The organism is Intrasporangium calvum DSM 43043 (assembly GCF_000184685.1).
Classification (GTDB): domain Bacteria; phylum Actinomycetota; class Actinomycetes; order Actinomycetales; family Dermatophilaceae; genus Intrasporangium; species Intrasporangium calvum.
On the sequence record NC_014830.1, the window covers coordinates 756,777 to 776,417 of the forward strand.

The 19,641-nt window shown below is 70.1% G+C and carries 13 protein-coding genes; 6 read left to right on the top strand and 7 right to left on the bottom strand.

Translation table 11 applies throughout. The features are described from left to right. Window positions 1–12 precede the first annotated feature (12 nt). The 6 genes from nuoL to INTCA_RS03545 are packed head-to-tail and all read left to right on the top strand — an operon-like array spanning window position 13 to window position 8,835. On the top strand, window positions 13–1,986 hold the full coding sequence (nuoL, locus tag INTCA_RS03520) for an NADH-quinone oxidoreductase subunit L (protein ID WP_013491561.1): 1,974 nt from the start codon (window positions 13–15) through the stop codon (window positions 1,984–1,986). Continuing rightward, window positions 1,986–3,605: an NADH-quinone oxidoreductase subunit M gene (locus INTCA_RS03525; RefSeq protein ID WP_013491562.1), complete on the top strand. Its 1,620-nt coding sequence runs from the start codon at window positions 1,986–1,988 to the stop codon at window positions 3,603–3,605. The genes nuoL and INTCA_RS03525 overlap by 1 nt, the downstream gene beginning before the upstream one ends. Window positions 3,606–3,646: 41 nt before the next feature. Then, window positions 3,647–5,266, top strand: a complete 1,620-nt coding sequence (nuoN, locus tag INTCA_RS03530) for an NADH-quinone oxidoreductase subunit NuoN (protein ID WP_041308357.1) — start codon at window positions 3,647–3,649, stop codon at window positions 5,264–5,266. 38 nt (window positions 5,267–5,304) lie between these two features. After that, window positions 5,305–6,315 carry a polyprenyl synthetase family protein gene (locus INTCA_RS03535; protein ID WP_013491564.1) on the top strand — a complete coding sequence of 337 codons (1,011 nt, stop codon included), beginning with the start codon at window positions 5,305–5,307 and terminating at the stop codon, window positions 6,313–6,315. 20 nt (window positions 6,316–6,335) lie between these two features. Next, on the top strand, window positions 6,336–7,511 hold the full coding sequence (locus tag INTCA_RS20065) for an alanine racemase (RefSeq protein WP_013491565.1): 1,176 nt from the start codon (window positions 6,336–6,338) through the stop codon (window positions 7,509–7,511). Next, complete coding sequence (locus INTCA_RS03545; RefSeq protein WP_013491566.1) at window positions 7,504–8,835, top strand: D-arabinono-1,4-lactone oxidase; 1,332 nt, start codon at window positions 7,504–7,506, stop codon at window positions 8,833–8,835. Before INTCA_RS20065 ends, INTCA_RS03545 begins: the two co-directional genes overlap by 8 nt. A 152-nt stretch (window positions 8,836–8,987) precedes the next feature. Here INTCA_RS03545 and INTCA_RS03550 read toward each other — a convergent pair whose 3' ends face one another. The 7 genes from INTCA_RS03550 to INTCA_RS03580 form a co-directional block, all read right to left on the bottom strand. Continuing rightward, window positions 8,988–10,406: a class II fumarate hydratase gene (locus INTCA_RS03550; RefSeq protein WP_013491567.1), complete on the bottom strand. Its 1,419-nt coding sequence runs from the start codon at window positions 10,404–10,406 to the stop codon at window positions 8,988–8,990. A 7-nt stretch (window positions 10,407–10,413) separates the two neighbouring features. After that, window positions 10,414–11,610 (bottom strand): acetate/propionate family kinase, encoded by a 1,197-nt coding sequence (locus INTCA_RS03555; protein WP_013491568.1) that lies wholly within the window; start codon window positions 11,608–11,610, stop codon window positions 10,414–10,416. Further along, the gene (gene pta / locus INTCA_RS03560; protein WP_013491569.1) at window positions 11,607–13,679 is read right to left on the bottom strand and encodes a phosphate acetyltransferase; all 2,073 of its coding nucleotides are present in this window, start codon (window positions 13,677–13,679) and stop codon (window positions 11,607–11,609) included. Before pta ends, INTCA_RS03555 begins: the two co-directional genes overlap by 4 nt. A gap of 9 nt (window positions 13,680–13,688) precedes the next feature. Then, window positions 13,689–15,275, bottom strand: coding sequence for an MFS transporter (locus tag INTCA_RS03565; RefSeq protein WP_013491570.1), 1,587 nt, complete (start codon window positions 15,273–15,275; stop codon window positions 13,689–13,691). A 160-nt stretch (window positions 15,276–15,435) separates the two neighbouring features. Next, complete coding sequence (gene rarD / locus INTCA_RS03570; protein ID WP_041308360.1) at window positions 15,436–16,353, bottom strand: EamA family transporter RarD; 918 nt, start codon at window positions 16,351–16,353, stop codon at window positions 15,436–15,438. An 81-nt stretch (window positions 16,354–16,434) separates the two neighbouring features. Then, entirely contained in the window at window positions 16,435–17,550 is a 1,116-nt protein-coding gene (locus INTCA_RS03575) for a 2-oxoacid:ferredoxin oxidoreductase subunit beta (protein WP_013491572.1), read from the bottom strand. Next, on the bottom strand, window positions 17,547–19,445 hold the full coding sequence (locus tag INTCA_RS03580; RefSeq protein WP_013491573.1) for a 2-oxoacid:acceptor oxidoreductase subunit alpha: 1,899 nt from the start codon (window positions 19,443–19,445) through the stop codon (window positions 17,547–17,549). Before INTCA_RS03580 ends, INTCA_RS03575 begins: the two co-directional genes overlap by 4 nt. Between the last annotated feature and the right edge of the window lie 196 nt (window positions 19,446–19,641).

The window sequence follows — 19,641 nt, forward strand, 5'->3', positions numbered from 1 at the left end:
GAGCCTCACTCGATGTCACTTGGCATGGGAAACCTTCTCGCCGCCCCGGGCAGCTACGCCGCTGGACTGGCGGCGCAATCCGGCGAGGCGCACGCGGCCAGCGGGATCACCTCGGTGGCGTGGCTGCTCATCGCGCTGCCGCTCCTGGGCGCAGCGGTGCTCCTGCTCGGCGGGCGCCGCACCAACAGCTTCGGTCCGCTCCTCGCGACGGCCCTGTCGTGGGGCTCGTTCCTCGTCGGGGCGCTCGTCCTCATCCAGATGCTCGGGCAGGACGCGGAGGAACGGCACGCGTCGGTGCCGCTCTTCGACTTCGTCACGGCAGGGTCGTTCTCCGTCGACGCGTCGCTGCTCGTGGACCAGCTGTCCATCGCGTTCGTGCTGCTCATCACCTTCGTCGGCTCGCTCATCCACGTGTACTCCCTGGGCTACATGGAGCACGACCCCGACAAGCGGCGCTTCTTCGCCTACCTCAACCTCTTCGTCGCGGCGATGCTCCTGCTCGTCCTCGCCGACAACTACCTCCTCCTCTACGTCGGCTGGGAGGGCGTCGGGCTCGCGTCCTACCTGCTGATCGGTTTCTGGAACTGGAACCCTGCCTACGCGACCGCGGCCAACAAGGCCTTCGTCGCGAACCGGGTCGGTGACTTCGGGCTCTCCGTCGCCGTGATGATCATGTTCTTCCAGTTCGGGGCGGTCGACTTCAGCACCGTCCTCGGGGCGGCCGGGAACGAGGCCAACCAAGGCTTCATGACGGCCCTCGGGCTCATGCTCCTGCTCGGGGCGACGGGCAAGTCGGCACAGTTCCCACTGCAGAGCTGGCTCGGCGACGCCATGGCCGGCCCGACTCCGGTGTCCGCCCTGATCCACGCGGCGACCATGGTCACCGCGGGCGTCTACCTGGTCGTCCGGTCCGGGCCGATCTTCGAGGCGTCGCCCAATGCGCAGCTCGCCGTCGTCGTCGTGGGTGCGATCACCCTCCTCTTCGGAGCGATCGTCGGTACGGCCAAGGACGACATCAAGAAGGCGCTGGCCGCCTCGACCATGTCGCAGATCGGCTACATGATGCTCGCTGCGGGGCTGGGACCGGTCGGCTACGCCTTCGCGATCTTCCACCTGCTGACGCACGGCTTCTTCAAGGCCGGGATGTTCCTCGGTGCCGGCTCGGTCATGCACGGCATGAACGACCAGGTCAACATGCGGCGCTTCGGCGGGTTGTCGGGCCTCATGAAGGTCACCTGGGCGACCTTCGCCCTCGGGTGGCTCGCCATCATCGGGGTGCCGCCGTTCTCCGGCTTCTGGTCGAAGGACAAGATCATCGAGGCCGCCTTCATCGGTGAGGGCTGGCGACCGTGGGTCTTCGGTGGCGCGGCGCTCATCGGGGCCGGCATCACGGCCTTCTACATGTCCCGCCTCTTCTTCCTGACCTTCCACGGCAAGAAGCGCTGGACCGACGACGTGCATCCACACGAGTCCGGCCTGCTCATGACCGTTCCGATGATGGTGCTCGCGGTCGGCTCGGCCTTCCTCGGCCTGATCATCGGCCCGACCGGGATGTTCAGCACCTGGCTCGAGCCGGTGACCGGTGCGCACGGTGAGGAGCACCCGGTGCTCGCGGTGCCCGTCATCATGGTCCTCACCCTGCTCCTCGTCGCGGGCGGTGTCGCCCTGGCCTGGATGCAGTACTGGCGTGACGACGTCCCGGTCATCGCCCCAGCCGGCAACCTGCTGACGCAGGCCGCTCGGAACGACCTCTACCAGGACCAGGTCAACGAGGCCCTCCTCATGCGGCCCGGTATCCACCTGACCCGCTCGCTCGTCTTCGTGGACGGCAAGGGCGTCGACGGGGGTGCCGGAGGACTCGCCGCGCTGGTCGGCGGCACGTCGTCGCGCCTGCGCAGGATCCAGAACGGCTTCGCGCGCTCCTATGCCCTGACGATGCTCACCGGTGTCGTCGCCATCCTCGGTGCACTGTGGGTGATCTCCTGATGAACGAAACCACTGCGATGTCCAGCATCCCGTGGCTGACCATCCTCGTCCTCCTGCCCCTCATCGGGTCGCTGGTCGTGGCCTTCGCGCCGGGGACCGTCGAGACTGCGAAGCGCATCGCGCTCGGCACCTCGCTGCTCACGCTCGTCGTCGGGATCGCGGCCGCACTCCAGTACGACAGTGCGTCGCCGAAGCAGTTCCAGCTCGGTGAGCAGGTCGCGTGGATCCCACAGTTCGGCGTCAGCTACGCCCTGGGGGTCGACGGCATCGCGCTCGTCCTCATCCTCATGGCGCTCGTCCTCACCCCGATCTGTCTCCTCGCGGCCTGGCACGACGTGCCGGAGGAGTCGGACGCCGGGGGAGCTCGGCGGGTCAAGGCCTACTTCGCGCTGATCCTCTCCCTCGAGACGTTCATGGTCGGGGTGTTCGCCGCGACGGACGTGTTCCTCTTCTACGTCTTCTTCGAGGCGATGCTCATCCCCGTGTACTTCCTCATCGGCCGTTTCGGTGGCCAGCGGCGGCAGTACGCAGCGATGAAGTTCCTGCTCTTCTCCCTGGCGGGCGGGCTCATCATGCTCGTCGCCGTGATCGCCGTGTACCTGCAGGGTCCCGGCGGGGCGGACGGGTTCCTCATCTCGAACCTCACCGGGCTCGAGCTCGACCCGACGACGGAGCGGCTGCTGTTCGTCGGCTTCTTCATCGCCTTCGCCGTGAAGGCACCCATGGTGCCGGTTCACACGTGGCTGCCCGACGCGGCGACCGAGGCGACACCGGCCACCGCGACCCTTCTCGTCGGGGTCCTCGACAAGGTCGGCACCTACGGCATGATCCGCTTCTGCCTCCAGCTCTTCCCGGGGGCGAGCGAGTGGGCGACTCCCGTCGTCATCGTGCTGGCCGTGGTCTCCGTGCTCTACGGAGCGTTGCTCGCCATCGGTCAGACCGACATGATGCGCCTGATCTCGTACACCTCGGTCAGCCACTTCGGCTTCATCGTGCTCGGGATCTTCGCCTTCACGAACGTCGGTGGCGCAGGGTCTTCGCTCTACATGCTCAACCACGGCTTCTCGACCGCGGCGCTGTTCCTCTTCGCCGCGATGCTGATCCGGCGCGGTGGGAGCAAGCGGATCGCCGACTACGGCGGGTGGCAGCGCGTCACGCCTGGCTTGGCGGGGATCTTCCTCGTCGCCAGCCTCTCCGGCCTGGCACTGCCCGGGCTGGCGAGCTTCGTCTCGGAGTTCCTCGTCTACGTCGGCACCTTCCCGACGCAACCGGTGGCGGCCGTGCTCGCCACGGCCGGGATCATCCTCGCGGCCCTCTACATGCTGCTGATGTACAAGCGGGTCATGACCGGTCCGAAGCCGGAGTCGCTGGCGGTCGACCCTGCTGCGGTCGACGAGCGCTGGCGGCGGTCCTCGGGCGGCACGGTCATCGCCGACCTGACCCTGCGCGAGAAGCTCGTGGCTGCCCCGCTCATCGCCGCCTTCCTCGTCCTCGGTTTCTACCCGAACCTCGCCCTGGACGTCATCAACCCGGCCGTCGACACGTCGCTGTCGCACGTCTCGACCGCCGATACGTCACCCCCCGCGGCAGGCACCGCGGCTGAAGGGAGCTCGAAGTGACCGCCGTCGCTGCGCTCACGGCGCCGTCCGCGTCTTTCCCCATGGTGTCCACGGCGTTCGAGCCGGCCCAGGTGGACTATCTCGCCATCCTGCCGCTGCTCATCGTCTTCGGTGCGGCCATCATCGGAGTGCTCATCGAGGCGTTCGCCCCGCGTGAGCGCCGGCACGTCGTGCAGACCACCCTGGCCGTCGTCGCTCTGCTCGCTGCGTTCGCCGCCGTGGTCGTGGCCGTCGACCACCAGGGCTACACGATGGGCCTCGCCGGCGATGGCGGCCGGCACCTCTTCGCCCTGACGGTCGACGGGCCGGCGCTCTTCATGCAGGGTGCCCTCGTCCTCATGGGTGTCCTGGGCGTGCTGACGATGTCGGAGAGACTGGGGGGCGTCGGCCCCGACGCGTTCACCCCGAGCGGCGCCTCGACCCCCGGTTCGACCGTGGAGAGCGCGGCCACCCGGGCGGGAGCTGTGACGACCGAGGTGTTCCCGCTGACGCTGTTCGCGGTCGCCGGGATGATGCTCTTCCCGACCGCCAACGACCTCATCGGGATGTTCGTCGCCCTCGAAGTCCTCTCCCTCCCGCTCTACATCCTCACCGGGCTGGCCCGCCGGCGTCGGCTGCTCTCCCAGGAGGCCTCGCTCAAGTACTTCCTCCTCGGGGCGTTCAGCTCGGCCTTCTTCCTCTTCGGCACAGCCCTGCTCTACGGCTACGCGGGGTCGGTGTACTTCGCCGACATCAGTGCAGCGATCGCCTCAGGTCCTCTGGCGCTCAACGGGCTTCTCGTACCCGGTGCGTTCCTCGTCCTCGTCGGGCTCTTGTTCAAGGTCGGCGCGGTCCCGTTCCACGCGTGGACGCCGGACGTCTACCAAGGTGCCCCGACGCCGGTCACCGGCTTCATGGCGGCAGCCACCAAGGCTGCCGCGTTCGGTGCGATCCTCCGGCTGGCATACGTCGGTCTCGACACGGCCCGCTGGGAGTGGACCAACGCCGTGGTGATCATCGCCTTTCTCACCATGGTCGTCGGCGCCGTCCTGTCGGTCACCCAGACCGACATCAAGCGGCTGCTTGCCTACTCCTCGATCGCGCACGCCGGGTTCATCCTCGTCGGCGTCCTCGCCTTCGACCGCAAGGGCATCAGCGCGGTGCTCTTCTACCTGGTCGCCTATGGTTTCGCGACGATCGCAGCGTTCGGGATCGTCAACCTGGTGCGGCAGAACGGCACCGAGGCCACGCACCTCTCCCAGTGGGCGGGACTGGGCAAGCGACACCCGGTCGTCGCGGCGGCGTTCGCCTTCCTCATGCTGGCGTTCGCCGGTATCCCGCTGACGTCGGGCTTCGTGTCGAAGTTCGCGGTGTTCTCGGCCGCGATCGGGACGGGCGGGGCGACGGGTACCGTGCTCGCCGTCGTCGGTGTCGTGTGCTCGGCGATCACCGTGTTCGTCTACGCGCGCGTCATCGTCCTCATGTTCTTCAGCGACCCGCCCAGCGACTCCACCGCCACCGGAACCCCGGGAGCCGTGGGCTCCGGCCCGGTCGCCGTGGTGACCCCCTCGGTCGGTACGACGTTCGCCATTGCGGTCGGCACGATGATCACGTTGGCGCTCGGCGTCCTTCCCTCGGCACTGCTCGACCTCGCCGACCGGGCCTCCCAGTTCGTCCGCTGACCGACCGCGGTCACCGAACCCCCACATCCAGGAAGCCCATGACGACGCATTCCACGCCGCCGGTCCTCAGCCTCCCCGGCGCCACGCCGGAGCTGATGGCCCACCTGCAGGACGGGCTCGCCCGGGTCGACGCCCTCCTGCGGACGGTCGTCGACCACGAGGACCCGTTCATCGCGGCGGCCTCGTCCCACCTCGCCCAGGCGGGGGGCAAGCGGTTCCGGCCGCTGCTGACGCTCCTCTCGGCCGAGCTCGGGGAGGGCGTGACCGACGACGTGGTGCGGGCCGCCGCCGGGGTGGAGCTGACCCATCTCGCGTCGCTCTACCACGACGACGTCATGGACGAGGCGGAGGTGCGGCGGGGGGTCCCGTCCGCCAATGCCGTCTACGACAACTCGACCGCGATCCTCGTCGGTGACCTCCTGTTCGGGAAGGCCTCTGAGCTCATCGCCGGTCTCGGTGCCGAGGCGGTGCTGATCCAGGCCCAGACGTTCGTCCGGCTCTGTTCCGGCCAGATCCGGGACGACCGTCCGTGTCCTCCGGACGTCGACCCCATCGACTACTACCTCGGGGTGCTCGCCGACAAGACCGGATCCCTGACAGCCACGGCCTGCCGCTACGGCGCGATGTTCTCAGGTGGCTCGCCGGAGCTCGTCGAGACGATGCGGTCCTACGGGGAGAAGGTGGGCATGACCTTCCAGCTCGCCGACGACCTCATCGACATCGCCTCGGACTCGGAGGCAAGCGGAAAGACACCCGGCACCGATCTGCGTGAAGGCGTGGACACGCTCGCCGTGCTGCGCGCCAAGGCGTCGACCGACCCCGCGGACGAGCGCCTGCTCGAGCTGCTGCACTCAGACCTGTCCGGCGACGAGGCAGCCGTGTCGGAGGCTCTCACGCTGCTCCGGCAGCACCCGGCCCTCGAGGCGGCCCGGGCGGAGACCTACGGGGTGGCCAGGGAGGCCCAGGCGCTGCTCGACCCGCTGCCGGAAACTCCGGCAAAGACTGCTCTCCAGACTCTGGCTCTCTCCGTCGTGGAGCGCGTGGGCTGAGCCTCGGTTAGGGTGCGGACATGAGCCGTCGCCCTGCGCAGGCACCGGTCGCCCAGCGGCTGTCCCGTGCGACGCGCCGCCTGCCGGCCCCATTGGCAGTGGTCGACCTGAGGGCCTTCGACCGGAACGCCGAGGCGCTCGTAGCCCGGGCGAACGGCAAGCCGATCCGCGTGGCGACGAAGTCTCTACGCAGTCGGCCGCTCATCGAGCGGGCCCTGGGCGTGCCGGGTTTCGAGGGGCTCATGTGCTACTCCCTCCGCGAGGCCCTGTGGTGGGCCCGTGAAGGCTTAACCAACCTGCTGGTCGCCTATCCGAGCGTGGACCTCCTCGCCCTCGGGGAGCTCGCCTCGGAGCCCGGACTGCGGGGCGCCGTGTGCGTCATGGTGGACAGCGTCGAAGGCGTCGACCTGATTGCCAAGGGAGTCGGGGACCCCCGCGGGCTGCGGGTGGCGGTCGATGTCGACGCCTCGCTCCGGGTCGGTCCCGCACACCTCGGGGTTCGTCGCTCGCCGCTGCGCGCGCCGGAGCAGGTCGAGGCGGTCGTCCGCCGCGCGCAGGAGCACGGTCTCGCCGTGGTCGGCCTGATGTTCTACGACGCGCAGATTGCCGGGCTGCCCGACTCCTCGCCGGTCGTGCGTCGGGTGAAGTCCCGCTCCGACGCGCAGCTGAGTCCACGCCGCGCGGAGATCACGGATCTGGTCCGGCAGCTCGCCGACGTCGAGTTCGTCAACGGCGGCGGCACGGGGAGCCTTCACGTCACCGGTCTCGACCCCGCGCTGACGGAGCTGGCGGCCGGCTCCGGCCTCTATGCCCCGACGCTCTTCGACGGCTACGACGGCCTGGGCCTCGAGCCCGCAGCCTTCTTCGCATGCCCCGTGGTGCGGCGACCGGCCGACGACGTCGTCACGGTGTACTCCGGTGGCTACGTGGCCTCGGGACCGGTCGGTGGCTCCCGCCTGCCCCAACCGCTTCCGGAGCAGGGGCTGCAGCTGCTGCGCGCCGAGGGCGCCGGCGAGGTCCAGACGCCGCTCCGTGGACGGGCCGCGGCCCGGGTCGAGCTCGGGGATCGGATCTGGTTCCGCCACGCCAAAGCGGGCGAGCTCGCTGAGCGGTTCACCCACCTGGCGCTCGTCGACGGCGACGAGGTCGTCGGCCACGCCGCGACCTACCGTGGGGAAGGACAGAGCTTTGGCTGACACAGAGAAGGAGATCGTCCGCGGCATCGAGTGGTCCAACTGGGCCGGGACCGAGTCGACCCTGCTGAGCCGGATCGCGACCCCACGCTCGGAGGAGGAGGTGGCGGAGGAGGTGGTCCGCGCCGCCCACCGAGGTCTGCGCGTCAAGGCGATCGGTGCCGGCCACTCGTTCACCGGCGTGGCCGTCACCGACGGCGTTCAGCTGAGGCTCGGTGGACTCACCGGAGTCACGACGATCGACGCGACCCGGGGCGAGGCCACCGTCCGCGCAGGCACCCCGTTGCGCGTCCTCAATGCCGAGCTCGCCCAGCTCGGCCTCGCCCTGCCCAACCTCGGCGACGTCGACCGCCAGACGATCTCCGGCGCGCTCGGCACGGGGACGCACGGCACCGGCCTACGCCTCACGGGACTCTCCGCCGGGGTCCGGGGCCTGCGTATCGTCCTCGCCGACGGGTCCGTCGTCGACTGCGGACCCCACCGGGAGCCGGACCTCTTCCAGGCGGCCCGCCTCGGCCTCGGGGCACTGGGGGTCATCACCGAGGTGACCCTCGCCGTCGTCCCTGCCTTTCTGCTGCACGCAGTCGAACGGCCGGAACCGCTCGCCGGCGTGCTCGAGGCGTTCGACGAGGAGGTCGAGGCCAACGACCATTTCGAGTTCTACTGGTATCCCCACACGGACCGGGCCCTCACGAAGCGGAACAACCGGGTCGGTTCCGGAGCCACTGCTCAGCCGCTGTCCCGCTGGCGGGCCTACGTCGACGACGAGCTGCTGAGCAACCGCGCCTACGAGCTGCTCAACCGATTCGTCACCAAGGTGCCGCGTACCACCAAGCCGGTGAACGCCGTGGCGGCGCGGGCCCTGACGGCGCGTGAGTACGTCGACGCCTCGCACCGGGTCTTCATCAGCGACCGCGACGTGCGCTTCATGGAGGCGGAGTGGGCCTTCCCCCGGCACGTGCTCGGTGACGTCCTGCGTGAGCTCCGGTCCTGGGTCGAGACCCACGACGACCTGATCTCCTTCCCGGTCGAGTGTCGGGTGGCGGCGGCGGATGACGTCTGGCTCTCCACCGCCTACGAGCGTGAGAGCTGCTACGTGGCCGTCCACCGATACCACCGGCAGGCCGAGGGCGCCTATTTCAGGGCGTTCGAGGCGATCGCGATGGACCACGGCGGCCGCCCGCACTGGGGCAAGCTGCACTCGCGCGGCGCCGACTTCTTCCGTGCCGCCCTGCCCCGCTTCGAGGAGTTCCGCACCGTCCGTGACCGGGTCGACCCCGACCGGCGGTTCGCCAACCCGTACCTCGACCGGGTCCTCGGCCCCTGATCGAAAGAGCAGTTCGTCCCTCACTCTCGGCACGTCCCGAGCGGAGGAGAGGGGAACAAACTGCTCTTTCGATCAAGGGATGACGTGCTCGTCGATGAGGGGTACGAAGTGCTCTTTCGATGAGGTACGAAGTGCTCTTTCGATGGGTGTGGTCAGGAGGTCGGAGGCCGCGTCATCGCGAGGACGTCGAGGGCCTCGTCGAGCTGGGCCTCGGACAAGCGACCCTCCCGGACGTGCCCGTCCTCGATCACGACCTCACGAATCGTCTTGCGCTCCTTGACCGCCCGCTTCACCACGGCGGCTGCGGCCTCGTAGCCGATGAAGCGGTTGAGCGGCGTCACGATCGACGGTGAGCTCTCCGCGAGGGTCCGCGCGTGCTCCACGTCGGCGGTGATCCCGTCGACGCAGCGGTCGGCCAGCAGCCGGCTCGTCGCCGCGAGCAGGCGGATCGACTCGAGGACGTTCTTGGCCAGCACCGGGAGCATGACGTTGAGCTCGAAGTTGCCGGCCGCGCCGGCCGTCGTGATCGTCACGTCGTTGCCGATGACCTGGGCGCAGGCCATCAGGGTGGCCTCGGGGATGACCGGGTTGACCTTGCCGGGCATGATGCTCGACCCGGGCTGGAGGTCGGGGAGGTGGATCTCGCCGAGGCCGGTGCGCGGACCCGAGGACATCCACCGCAGGTCGTTGCAGATCTTGGTCAGGCTGACCGCCACCACCTTGAGTGCGCCGGACAGCTCGACGACGGCGTCCTGGGCGGACTGCGCCTCGAAGTGGTTCTCCGCCTCGCGGAACGAGTGTCCGGTGGCCGTCGACAGCCGGTCGATGACCGCCGCAGCGAAGCCGGGCGCAGCGTTGAGGCCCGTGCCGGCCGCGGTGCCGCCGAGGGGCAGCTCCGCGGTGGCCTCGGCCGCATGGCTGACGCGCTCGGTTCCGAGCTCGACCTGGCGCCGGTAGCCGCCGAACTCCTGTCCCAGGGTCACGGGCACGGCGTCCATGAGGTGCGTGCGGCCGGCCTTGACGACGTCGGCGAACTCCGCCTCCTTGCGGCCGAGGGCGGCCGCGAGGTGGGTCAGGGCAGGGACGAGGTCGTCCCGGGCCGCGAGGGTGGCGGCGATCCGCAGGGCGGAGGGGAAGGCGTCATTGCTCGACTGTCCGTAGTTGACGTGGTCGTTGGGGTGGACCGCCAGCGCGCCCTCACCACCCGCGGTGCTCGCCAGCCGCGCGACGACCTCGTTGACGTTCATGTTGGTCGACGTCCCCGAACCGGTCTGGAAGACGTCGATGGGGAAGTGGTCGTCGTGCCGTCCCGCGGCGACCGCCTCGGCGGCAGCTGCGATCGCGCGAGCGCGCTCGGCGTCGAGGACGCCAAGCTCGGCGTTCACCTCGGCGGCCGCAGCCTTGAGCCGGGCGAGGGCGTGGACCACACCCGCCGGCACCGGCTGACCGCTGATCGGGAAGTTCTCGACAGCGCGTGCCGTCTGCGCGCCGTAGAGAGCGGCTGCGGGGACCTGCACCTCGCCCATCGAGTCGTGCTCGGTCCGGTACTCCGTGCCGTGCTGGTCGCTCATGCCCCCATCATGCTCCAGTGGCGACCCCCGCAGCCTCGCGAGCGATCTCGAGCTCCTCCTGCGTCGGGAGGACGAGCACGGCGACCCGGCTCGACGCGGTGGAGATGCGGTGCTCACCGGACGTCGCGGCGTCGTTGGCGGCCGCGTCGACCTCGATGCCGAGCAGGTCGCCGAGGCCGTCGAGTGCGGCCGCCCGGAGCATCGGGCTGTGCTCACCCACGCCCGCGGTGAAGGCCACGGCATCGACGCGACCGAGCACAGCGGCATACGCCCCGATGTACTTGCGCAGGCGGTGGGCCACGACGTCGAACGCGAGGCGCGCGTCGGCGTCGCCAGCGGCCACCCGGTCCTCGAGCTCGCGGAAGTCGTTGCTCCCGGTCAGCCCCTTGAGACCGCTCTCCTTGTTGAGCGCGCGGTCGTACTCCTCCAACGAGACGCCGGCTCGCGCCAGGTGCGCCGGCAGCGACGGGTCGAGGTCGCCCGGCCGGGTCCCCATCACCAGGCCCTCGAGCGGCGACAGGCCCATCGACGTGTCGACGCTGCGCCCGCCTGCCACCGCGGTCGCGCTGGCGCCGTTGCCGAGATGGAGCACGATGACGTTGGCGGCCTCCACCGGCAGGCCGAGCAGCTCGGCCGCCCGCCGGGAGACGTAGGCGTGGGAGGTGCCGTGGAAGCCGTAGCGGCGCACCCGGTGCTCGTCCCGCCAGGCGCGGCTGACGGCATAAGTGTACGCGTGCGGCGGAAGCGTCTGGTGGAAGGCCGTGTCGAAGACGGCGACCTGCGGCACGTCGGGGAAGTGGGCGCGGGCGACCCGGATGCCTTCGAGGTTGGCCGGGTTGTGGAGGGGGGCGAGCGGGATGAGCCGCTCGATCGTCGCCTCGACCTCGTCGTCGATCCGCGTCGGCGCGCTGAACTGGGCGCCACCGTGGACGACGCGGTGCCCCACCGCCGCCAGCTCCAGGCCGCCGAGATCGGGCCCGTGCTCCCGGAAGGCGGCGAGGAGCAGCTCGAAGGCTGCGCCGTGGTCGGCGCACCGACCCTCGGTGCGGTGGTCGGTGCCGTCGACCGAGTGCTTGGCCCGTGAGGTCGGCTCGCCGATCCGTTCGACGAGACCACTCGCCCGGGACTCGGCCGCGTCGACGTCGATGAGGTCGTACTTGAGCGAGGAGGACCCGGCGTTGACGACGAGGACGAGCCGGCTCACGAGAGGGCCTCGGCCTGGATGGCCGTGATGGCGATGGTGTTGACGATGTCCCGCACGAGGGCTCCTCGGGAGAGGTCGTTGACCGGCTTGTTGAGGCCCTGGAGCACGGGGCCGATGGCGACCGCTCCCGAGGTCCGCTGGACGGCCTTGTAGGTGTTGTTGCCGGTGTTGAGGTCGGGGAAGACGAAGACCGTGGCCCGGCCAGCCACCGGGCTGTCCTTGAGCTTGGCGGCGGCCACCGCGGCGTCGACGGCGGCGTCGTACTGGATCGGCCCCTCGACCGAGAGCTGCGGCGCGCGTGACCGGACGAGCTCGGTGGCGGTGCGCACCTTGTCGACGTCCGCGCCGGTCCCGGAACCGCCTGTCGAGTAGGACAGCATGGCCACCCGGGGCTCGATGCCGAACTGGACGGCGGTCGCGGCCGAGGAGATCGCGATGTCCGCGAGCTGCTCCGCCGTCGGGTCCGGGATGACGGCGCAGTCGCCATAGACGAGGACCCGGTCCGCGAGCGACATGAGGAACACGGACGAGACGGTCTTGATGTCGGGCGTCGTCTTGACCACCTCGAGCGCCGGCCGGATCGTGTGGGCCGTCGTGTGGATCGCCCCGGAGACCATGCCGTCGGCGAGTCCGTCGCGGACCATCATCGTCCCGAAGTAGCTCGGGTCCACGACGATGTCGCGCGCCTGGTCGATGGTGACGCCCTTGTGGGCGCGCAGCGTGGCGTACTCCTCGGCGAAGCGGCCACGGAGCTCGTCGTCGTGGGGGTCGAGCAGGGTGGCGCCCTCGAGGTCGAGCCCCAGCTGCGCGGCGCGTCGGCGGATCGCTCCGGGGTCGCCGAGCAGGGTGAGGCGGACGACGCGGCGGCGGAGCAGCTGGTCGGCGGCGCGGAGGATCCGGTCCTCCTCGCCCTCCGGCAGGACGATGTGCTTGTCGGCGGCCCGGGCCCGGTCGAGGAGCTGGTGCTCGAACATGAGGGGCGTCACGACATGGCTGGGGACGACCTTGAGCCGGTCGAGCAGCTCGGCGCCGTCGACGTGCTCGTCGAAGAGGCTGAGCGCCGTCTCGATCTTGCGGGTTGCCGAGCGGGTCATCCGCGGCACGACGGCGGAGAGCGTGGCCGCGGTCTGCATCGTGCCCGTGGCGCAGCTGATCACCGGCACGTGGACCTCGAGGCCCTCCACGAGGGTCGTGATGGGGGCGGGCAGGTCGAAGCCGCCGTTGAGGACGATCCCGGACGGGGTGGGGAGGGTCTGGGACCGGTGGGCGAGCAGGAGGCCGAGCAGCACGTCGCCGCGGTCGGCGGGGGCGACGGCGACGCAGCCCTCGAAGATCCGGTCGAGCACGTTGGGCAGGGTCATGGCCGCCACCACGAGGCCGAGGGACTCGCGGTCGAGCAGCTCGTCGTCGCCGTAGAGGTGGGTGCCGTTGACAGCCGTGAGCAGGTCACGCACCGTCGGCGACTCGAGCACCGGCGCACTCGGGATGACGTATGCCACTGTGTCGGCGAACGCTTCGGCCAGCGCTGCGCGGGTGGCCGGGACCGCGTCGGGCACGGCTCGGTTGGCCACGATGGCGAGGACGTGTGCGTGGTGGGCCCGGGCCTCGTCGGCGGCGATCTCGGCTGCGACGCGGACCTGTTCGGGTGTCCGGCCCTTGCTCGAGATGACGAGGACCATCGCCGCGTCGAGGTTGGCGGCGATCCGCGCGTTGTAGGAGAACTCGGTCGGTGAGGTGACGTCGGTGTAGTCGGAGCCGATGACGAGCATCGCGTCGAACTGCTCGGCCACGGCGTGGAAACGGTCCACGATGGTGGACATCGCCCCGTCGGGATCGGTGTGGACGTCCTCGTAGCCCACGCCGGAGGCCACCTCGGCGGTGAGGCCGGTGTCGAGGCGCGAGAGGAGCAGGTCGAGCACGTGGTCGCTGGCTGCGCTCTCCGAGCGGACGATGGGCCGGAAGATCCCGACGCGCTCGACGCGTCGGCTCAGCTGGTCGAGGATGCCGAGGGCGACGGCCGACTTGCCCGACAGCCCTTCCGATGAGGCGAGGTACACGCTGGTGGACACGTAGGCAGGTTATCGGTCGCGGGACTCGGGCCCTGACCAGCCGGGAGCGGCGGGGTGGCCAACATCACTCGCCTCCGCTCGCCCCGGGCAGCCCTCCGCGCCCGCGCACGACCACCCCACGAGTGTCGTATGCCGCTGGGCTGGCTTCGTGGCGCCGCTGACCTCCGTGGGTGGTCCGGGCCCGCCGGCCGTGGACGAGGCGGGCGGGCGGATCCTCTCGGGGCTGCGGATGAGCGCCCACGAGACGATTCCGCCACCGGCGAGGAGGACGCTGCAGATCCACATCGCGCGGCCGTACCCGGTGTCGAAGTCCTCGGGGCGCTGGTAGTCGGCGCCGCTCAGGCCGACGACAGCAGGGAGGGCGGCGACGGCGAGCAGGCTGCCGGCCCGGGCCACGGCGTTGTTGACCCCGCTGGCGATCCCGGCCGACCGGTCCGGTGCCGCGGCCAGCACGGTTGCCGTCAGCGGTGCGACGAGGAGACAGAGACCCAGACCGAAGAGGCTGATCCCGGGAAGGACGGCGGTCCAGTAGGAGTCGCCGGCACCGACCCCGGCCAGGAGGCCGGCTCCCACGGCGCACACGGCGGGTCCGACGGCCATGGGTAGGCGCGGACCGATGCGGGCGCCGAGCTCGCCGCCCTTCGCGGCGAGCAGGAGCATCAGCACCGTGACGGGCAGGGTGGCCAGCCCGGCGAGCAGTGGACCGTAGCCGAGGACGGTCTGGAGCTGGAGGGTGAGGAAGAAGAAGACCGCCCCGAGCGCCGCGTAGACGAGCATCGTCATGAGGTTCGCCGCGGTGAACTGGCGTGAGGTGAAGAGCGATGGCTGGACCATCGGGTGCCGGCTGCGGGCCTCGACGGAGGCAAAGGCGCCGGCCACGGCGAGGGCGAGGAGCATGAGGGTGAGCGCCAGGCCGGCACCGAGGGTCTCGAGCTGGATCAGGGCGTAGGTGAGCAGGGCCAGGGAACCGCTGGCGAGGAGCGCCCCCGCGACGTCGAACTGGCGCGGGGCCGACTCGTCGCGGGTCTCGGGGACCGAGGTGCGGGCGACCCACACGGTCGCTGCGGCGAGCGGCAGGTTGAGCAGGAAGGCCCAGCGCCACGAGGCGTACTCGACGAGCCACCCGCCGACGAAGGGGCCGGTCGCGGCAGCGATCCCGCCGAGCCCGGACCACGTGCCGATGGCCTTGGCGCGGTCCTCGGGCCGGAACACGGACTGGATGATCGAGAGGCTGCCCGGAGTGAGCAAGGCCCCGCCGACGCCCTGGAGGACCCGGGCGATGATGAGCTGCCCGGAGCTCTGGGCGATGCCGCAGGCGAGAGAGGCGAGGGCGAACCAGATGACCCCGACGACGAAGACCCGTCGCCGGCCGAAGCGGTCCCCGAGGGACCCGCCGAGGAGGATCAGGGAGGCCAGGGCGAGGAGGTAGCCGTTGGTGATCCACTGGAGGTCCGCCAGGTCCGCGTCGAGGTCCGCGCCGATCCGGACCAGAGCGACGTTGACGACGGTGCCGTCGAGCAGGGCCATCCCCGACCCGAGCACCGCCGCGGCGATGACGAGCCGTCCGGTGGGTGTCCCCAGCTCGATGCCGGTCACGGTGACACTGTGCCACGCCCCATCGAAAGAGCAGTTCGTACCCCGCCCATCGAAAGAGCAGTTCGTACCCCGCCCATCGAAAGAGCAGTTCGTCCGGCTTTGTGGACCTTACGCGCGGAACTCAGCGCCGAGAGGGAGGGACGAACTGCTCTTTCGATGGTCAGCGGGGGTAGTCGTCCGTGGGGATCGCGGCGGCGGCTCGCCGACCGCGACGCAGCGCGAGCACCGAGTCGACGCTCAGGACGGCGAGCGCCACCCACACGATGCCGAAGCCGATCCAACGCTCGCGCGACATCACCTCGCCGAGCAGCAGGACGGCGACGAGGAGCTGCATGAGCGGCGTGATGAACTGGATGAGACCGATGCTGACGAGCGGGATGCGCCGAGCCGCGGCGGCGAAGAAGAGCAGGGGCACGGCGGTCGCGACACCGGAGCCGACGAGCAGCCACGTGTGCACCGGGCCGTGGTTGCCGAACTCGAGGCCGGTGCGGCTCGACACGAGCACGAGGATGGCGACCGCGGCCGGCGCGAGGATGAGCGTCTCGAGGGTCAGGCCGTGGACGGCCTGCAGCGACGCTCCGACCTTCTTCTTCGTCAGGCTGTAGAGGCCGAACGACATGGCCAGGGCGATCGCGGCGTAGGGCACCCGGCCGCTCGCGAGGGCGAGGTAGACGCCGGCCGCGAGGCCGATCGCCACGGCGGTCCACTGCAGGACGCGGAGCCGCTCGCCGAGGACGACGACGCCGAGGGCGACGGTGACGAGGGGGTTGAGGAAGTAGCCGAGCGCTGCCTCGCTCGTGTGCCCGGCGGTGACGACGGACACGTAGATCACCCAGTTGGCGGCGATGAGCACCGCCGCGACCGTGATCCCCGCGAGGAGTCTGGGACGGCGCAGCACGGGCCTGACCCAGTGGACGTCTCGCGTGACGGCGATGAGCAGGATGCAGAAGAGGAGGGTCCACAGGATGCGGTGCGCGAGGATCTCCCAGGCGCTGGCCGGCTTCAGGGCGTCGAAGTAGAGGGGGAACAGGCCCCAGATGCCGTAGGCGGCAAAGGCCAGCGCGGTTCCTAAACCCACCTCCCCCAGGGGTGCACCGACGAGGTGGGCACCCGACCGTCTCTGTCGGGTGCCCACCTCGGGGTGATCGTCAGGCACGGGTCATACCGACCCGCTGACCGTCCACGTGTCCTTGCCACCGAGCAGGGCGTCGATGTCGGCGTCGGTGATCTCGCCGGTGCGGGCGGCGGCCACCTGCTCCCGGAGCAGGTCGTCGTAGCTGGGTCGGCTGACGTTGCGGAAGATCCCCATCGGCACGGTGGAGAGCTCGGGGGAGTCGAGCCGGGAGAGCGCGAACGCGCCGGCTGGGCTCTCCGCCGACTCGTCGTGCACGACGATCCTGGTCGGATCGGCCGCGGTGCGGGGCACGACCGTCATGACGCCCTGGTCGTCGCGGACGACGACCCGCTGGTCGTCCTCGGGCCCGGCCACGACCTCCTGGCCGTCGTTGAGGTAGAAGATGCGACCCTCGGCCTCGGTGCGGTCCTTGAGGACGTCGAAGGCGCCGTCGTTGAAGATCGGGCAGTTCTGGTAGATCTCCACGAAGGCGGACCCGCGGTGCTCGGCAGCGGCCCGCAGCACCGAGCTGAGGTGCTGGCGGTCGGAGTCGAGCGTCCGCGCCACGAAGGTGGCCTCCGCGCCGAGGGCGAGTGACACCGGGTTGAACGGCGTGTCGAGCGAGCCGAACGGTGACGACTTGGTGACCTGTCCCTTCCGCGACGTGGGGGAGTACTGCCCCTTGGTCAGGCCGTAGATCTCGTTGTTGAACAGCAGGATCTTGAGGTTGATGTTGCGGCGCAGGGCGTGGATCAGGTGGTTGCCGCCGATCGACAGGGCGTCGCCGTCACCGGTCACCACCCAGACCGAGAGGTCGTCGCGAGTGGACGCGATCCCCGTGGCGATGGCCGGGGCGCGGCCGTGGATCGAGTGCATCCCGTAGGTGTCGAGGTAGTACGGGAAGCGGGAGGAGCAGCCGATGCCCGAGACGAAGACCATGTTCTCGCGCTTGATGCCGAGCTCGGGGAGGAACCCCTGGACCGCCGCGAGGATGGCGTAGTCCCCACAACCCGGGCACCAGCGGACCTCCTGGTCCGAGGTGAAGTCCTTCTTGGACAGCTTCTCACCCTCGCTGAGTGGGGGCACGTGCCCCACACCGCTCAGCGGGTGACCGATCACGGGGCTTCCGTTGGTCGGGATGCCGAGGTCCGTGATGCTCACTTGGCCATCTCCTTCATGCTCTCGGCGACGGACGGGCGGACCGCCTGCGCGATGACGTCGGCGATCTCACTCGCCTGGAACGGCAGACCCCGAACCGCCGTGTGCGACTGGATGTCGACGAGGAACTCGGCGCGGAGCAGCATCGCGAGCTGGCCGAGGTTCATCTCGGGCACGATGACGCGGCGGTAGCGGCGCAGCACCTCGCCCGTGTTGGAGGGGAAGGGGTTGAGGTGACGCAGGTGGGCGTGCGCCACCGACGTGCCGAGGGCCCGGGCGAGCCGGACACCCGCAGCGGTCGGGCCGTAGGTCGAGCCCCAGCCGAGGACGAGCAGCTCGGCGTCGCCGGTCGGGTCGTCGACCGCCAACGGCGGGATCGTGTCGGCGATGCCGCTGATCTTCGCCTGACGCAGGCGCGTCATCTTGTCGTGGTTGTCCGGGTCGTACGAGATGTTGCCGGTGATGTCGGCCTTCTCGATGCCACCGATGCGGTGCTCCAGACCCGGCGTGCCGGGGATCGCCCACGGTCGCGCCAAGGTCTGCGGGTCACGCTTGAACGGGTGGAAGACCGGCTCACCGTCGGCCGTGACGTCGTTCGGCTCCGTCGCGAACTCGACCGTGAGGTCGGGGAGCTCGCTCGTCCTCGGCAGTCGCCAGGGCTCGGACCCGTTCGCGAGGTAGCCGTCGGACAGGATGAGGACCGGCGTGCGATAGACGGTCGCGATGCGCACCGCCTCGACCGCCATGTCGAAGCAGTCGGCGGGCGTGGCCGGCGCGACGACCGCGACGGGGGACTCGCCGTTGCGGCCGAAGAGCGCCTGGAGGAGGTCGGCCTGCTCGGTCTTCGTCGGCAGCCCGGTCGAGGGCCCGCCGCGCTGGATGTCGATGACGATGAGGGGCAGCTCGAGCGAGACGGCCAGCCCGATCGTCTCGGCCTTGAGCGCGAGCCCGGGGCCGGACGTCGAGGTCACGCCGAGAGCGCCGGCGAAGGAGGCGCCCAGGGCGGAGCCCACACCGGCGATCTCGTCCTCGGCCTGGAACGTCACCACGCCGTAGCGCTTGAGGCCCGCGAGGGTGTGCAGGATGTCGGTGGCCGGCGTGATCGGGTAGGTCCCGAGGAAGAGCGGCAGCTTGGCGCGGTGGGCGGCCGCGACGAGGCCGAGCGACAGGGAGACGTTGCCCGTGATGTTGCGGTAGGTGCCCGCCTCCATCGGTGCGGGAGCCACCTCGTAGGACACGGAGAAGTCCTCTGTGGTCTCCCCGTAGTGGAACCCGGCGTGCAGCGCGGCGAGGTTCGCATCGAGGATCGCCGGGCGGGACGCGAACTTGGCCTTGAGGAAGCCTTCGGTGCCCTCGAGGGGGCGGGTGTAGAGCCAGGACAGGAGGCCGAGGGCGAACATGTTCTTCGCCCGCTCCTTCTCCTTGCGGGTCAGGTCCGTGTAGGCGGCCAACGCGTCGACCGTGATCGACGTCAGGGCAACCGGGTGCACGTGGTAGCTCTCCAGCGAGCCGTCCTCGAGCGGGTTCGCCGCGTAGCCGACCTTCGCGAGGTTTCGCTTGGTGAACTCGTCCGTGTTGATGATCACCGTGGCGCCGCGCGGCAGGTCCCGGAGGTTCGCCTTGAGGGCGGCCGGGTTCATCGCCACGAGGACGTCGGGTCGATCGCCCGGTGTCAGGACATGGTGGTCGGCGAAGTGCAGCTGGAAGCTCGACACACCGGGCAAGGTGCCCTGAGGTGCGCGGATCTCCGCCGGGAAGTTCGGGAGGGTCGACAGGTCGTTGCCGAGCAACGCTGTCTGAGAGGTGAACCGATCGCCGGTCAACTGCATGCCGTCGCCGGAGTCCCCGGCGAAACGAATGACCACGCGATCGAGCTTCTGGACCAATTTGGTGCTCATGCTCTGCGACGTCCTAAGCGCTCCTAGACACTGGCCGGGGGGCTTCCCATCAGGCCATCACCCATGCTAGGCCGCGAAACGTCCATGTTCGTGCAGGTTGTCATTTCACCTACAGATTGATGCGCCGAGCCGGGGTGGACCGCTAACATCGCCCGCTCCGCCATCTGTCGTGCGAAAAGCGCAAACCTGCTGGTCC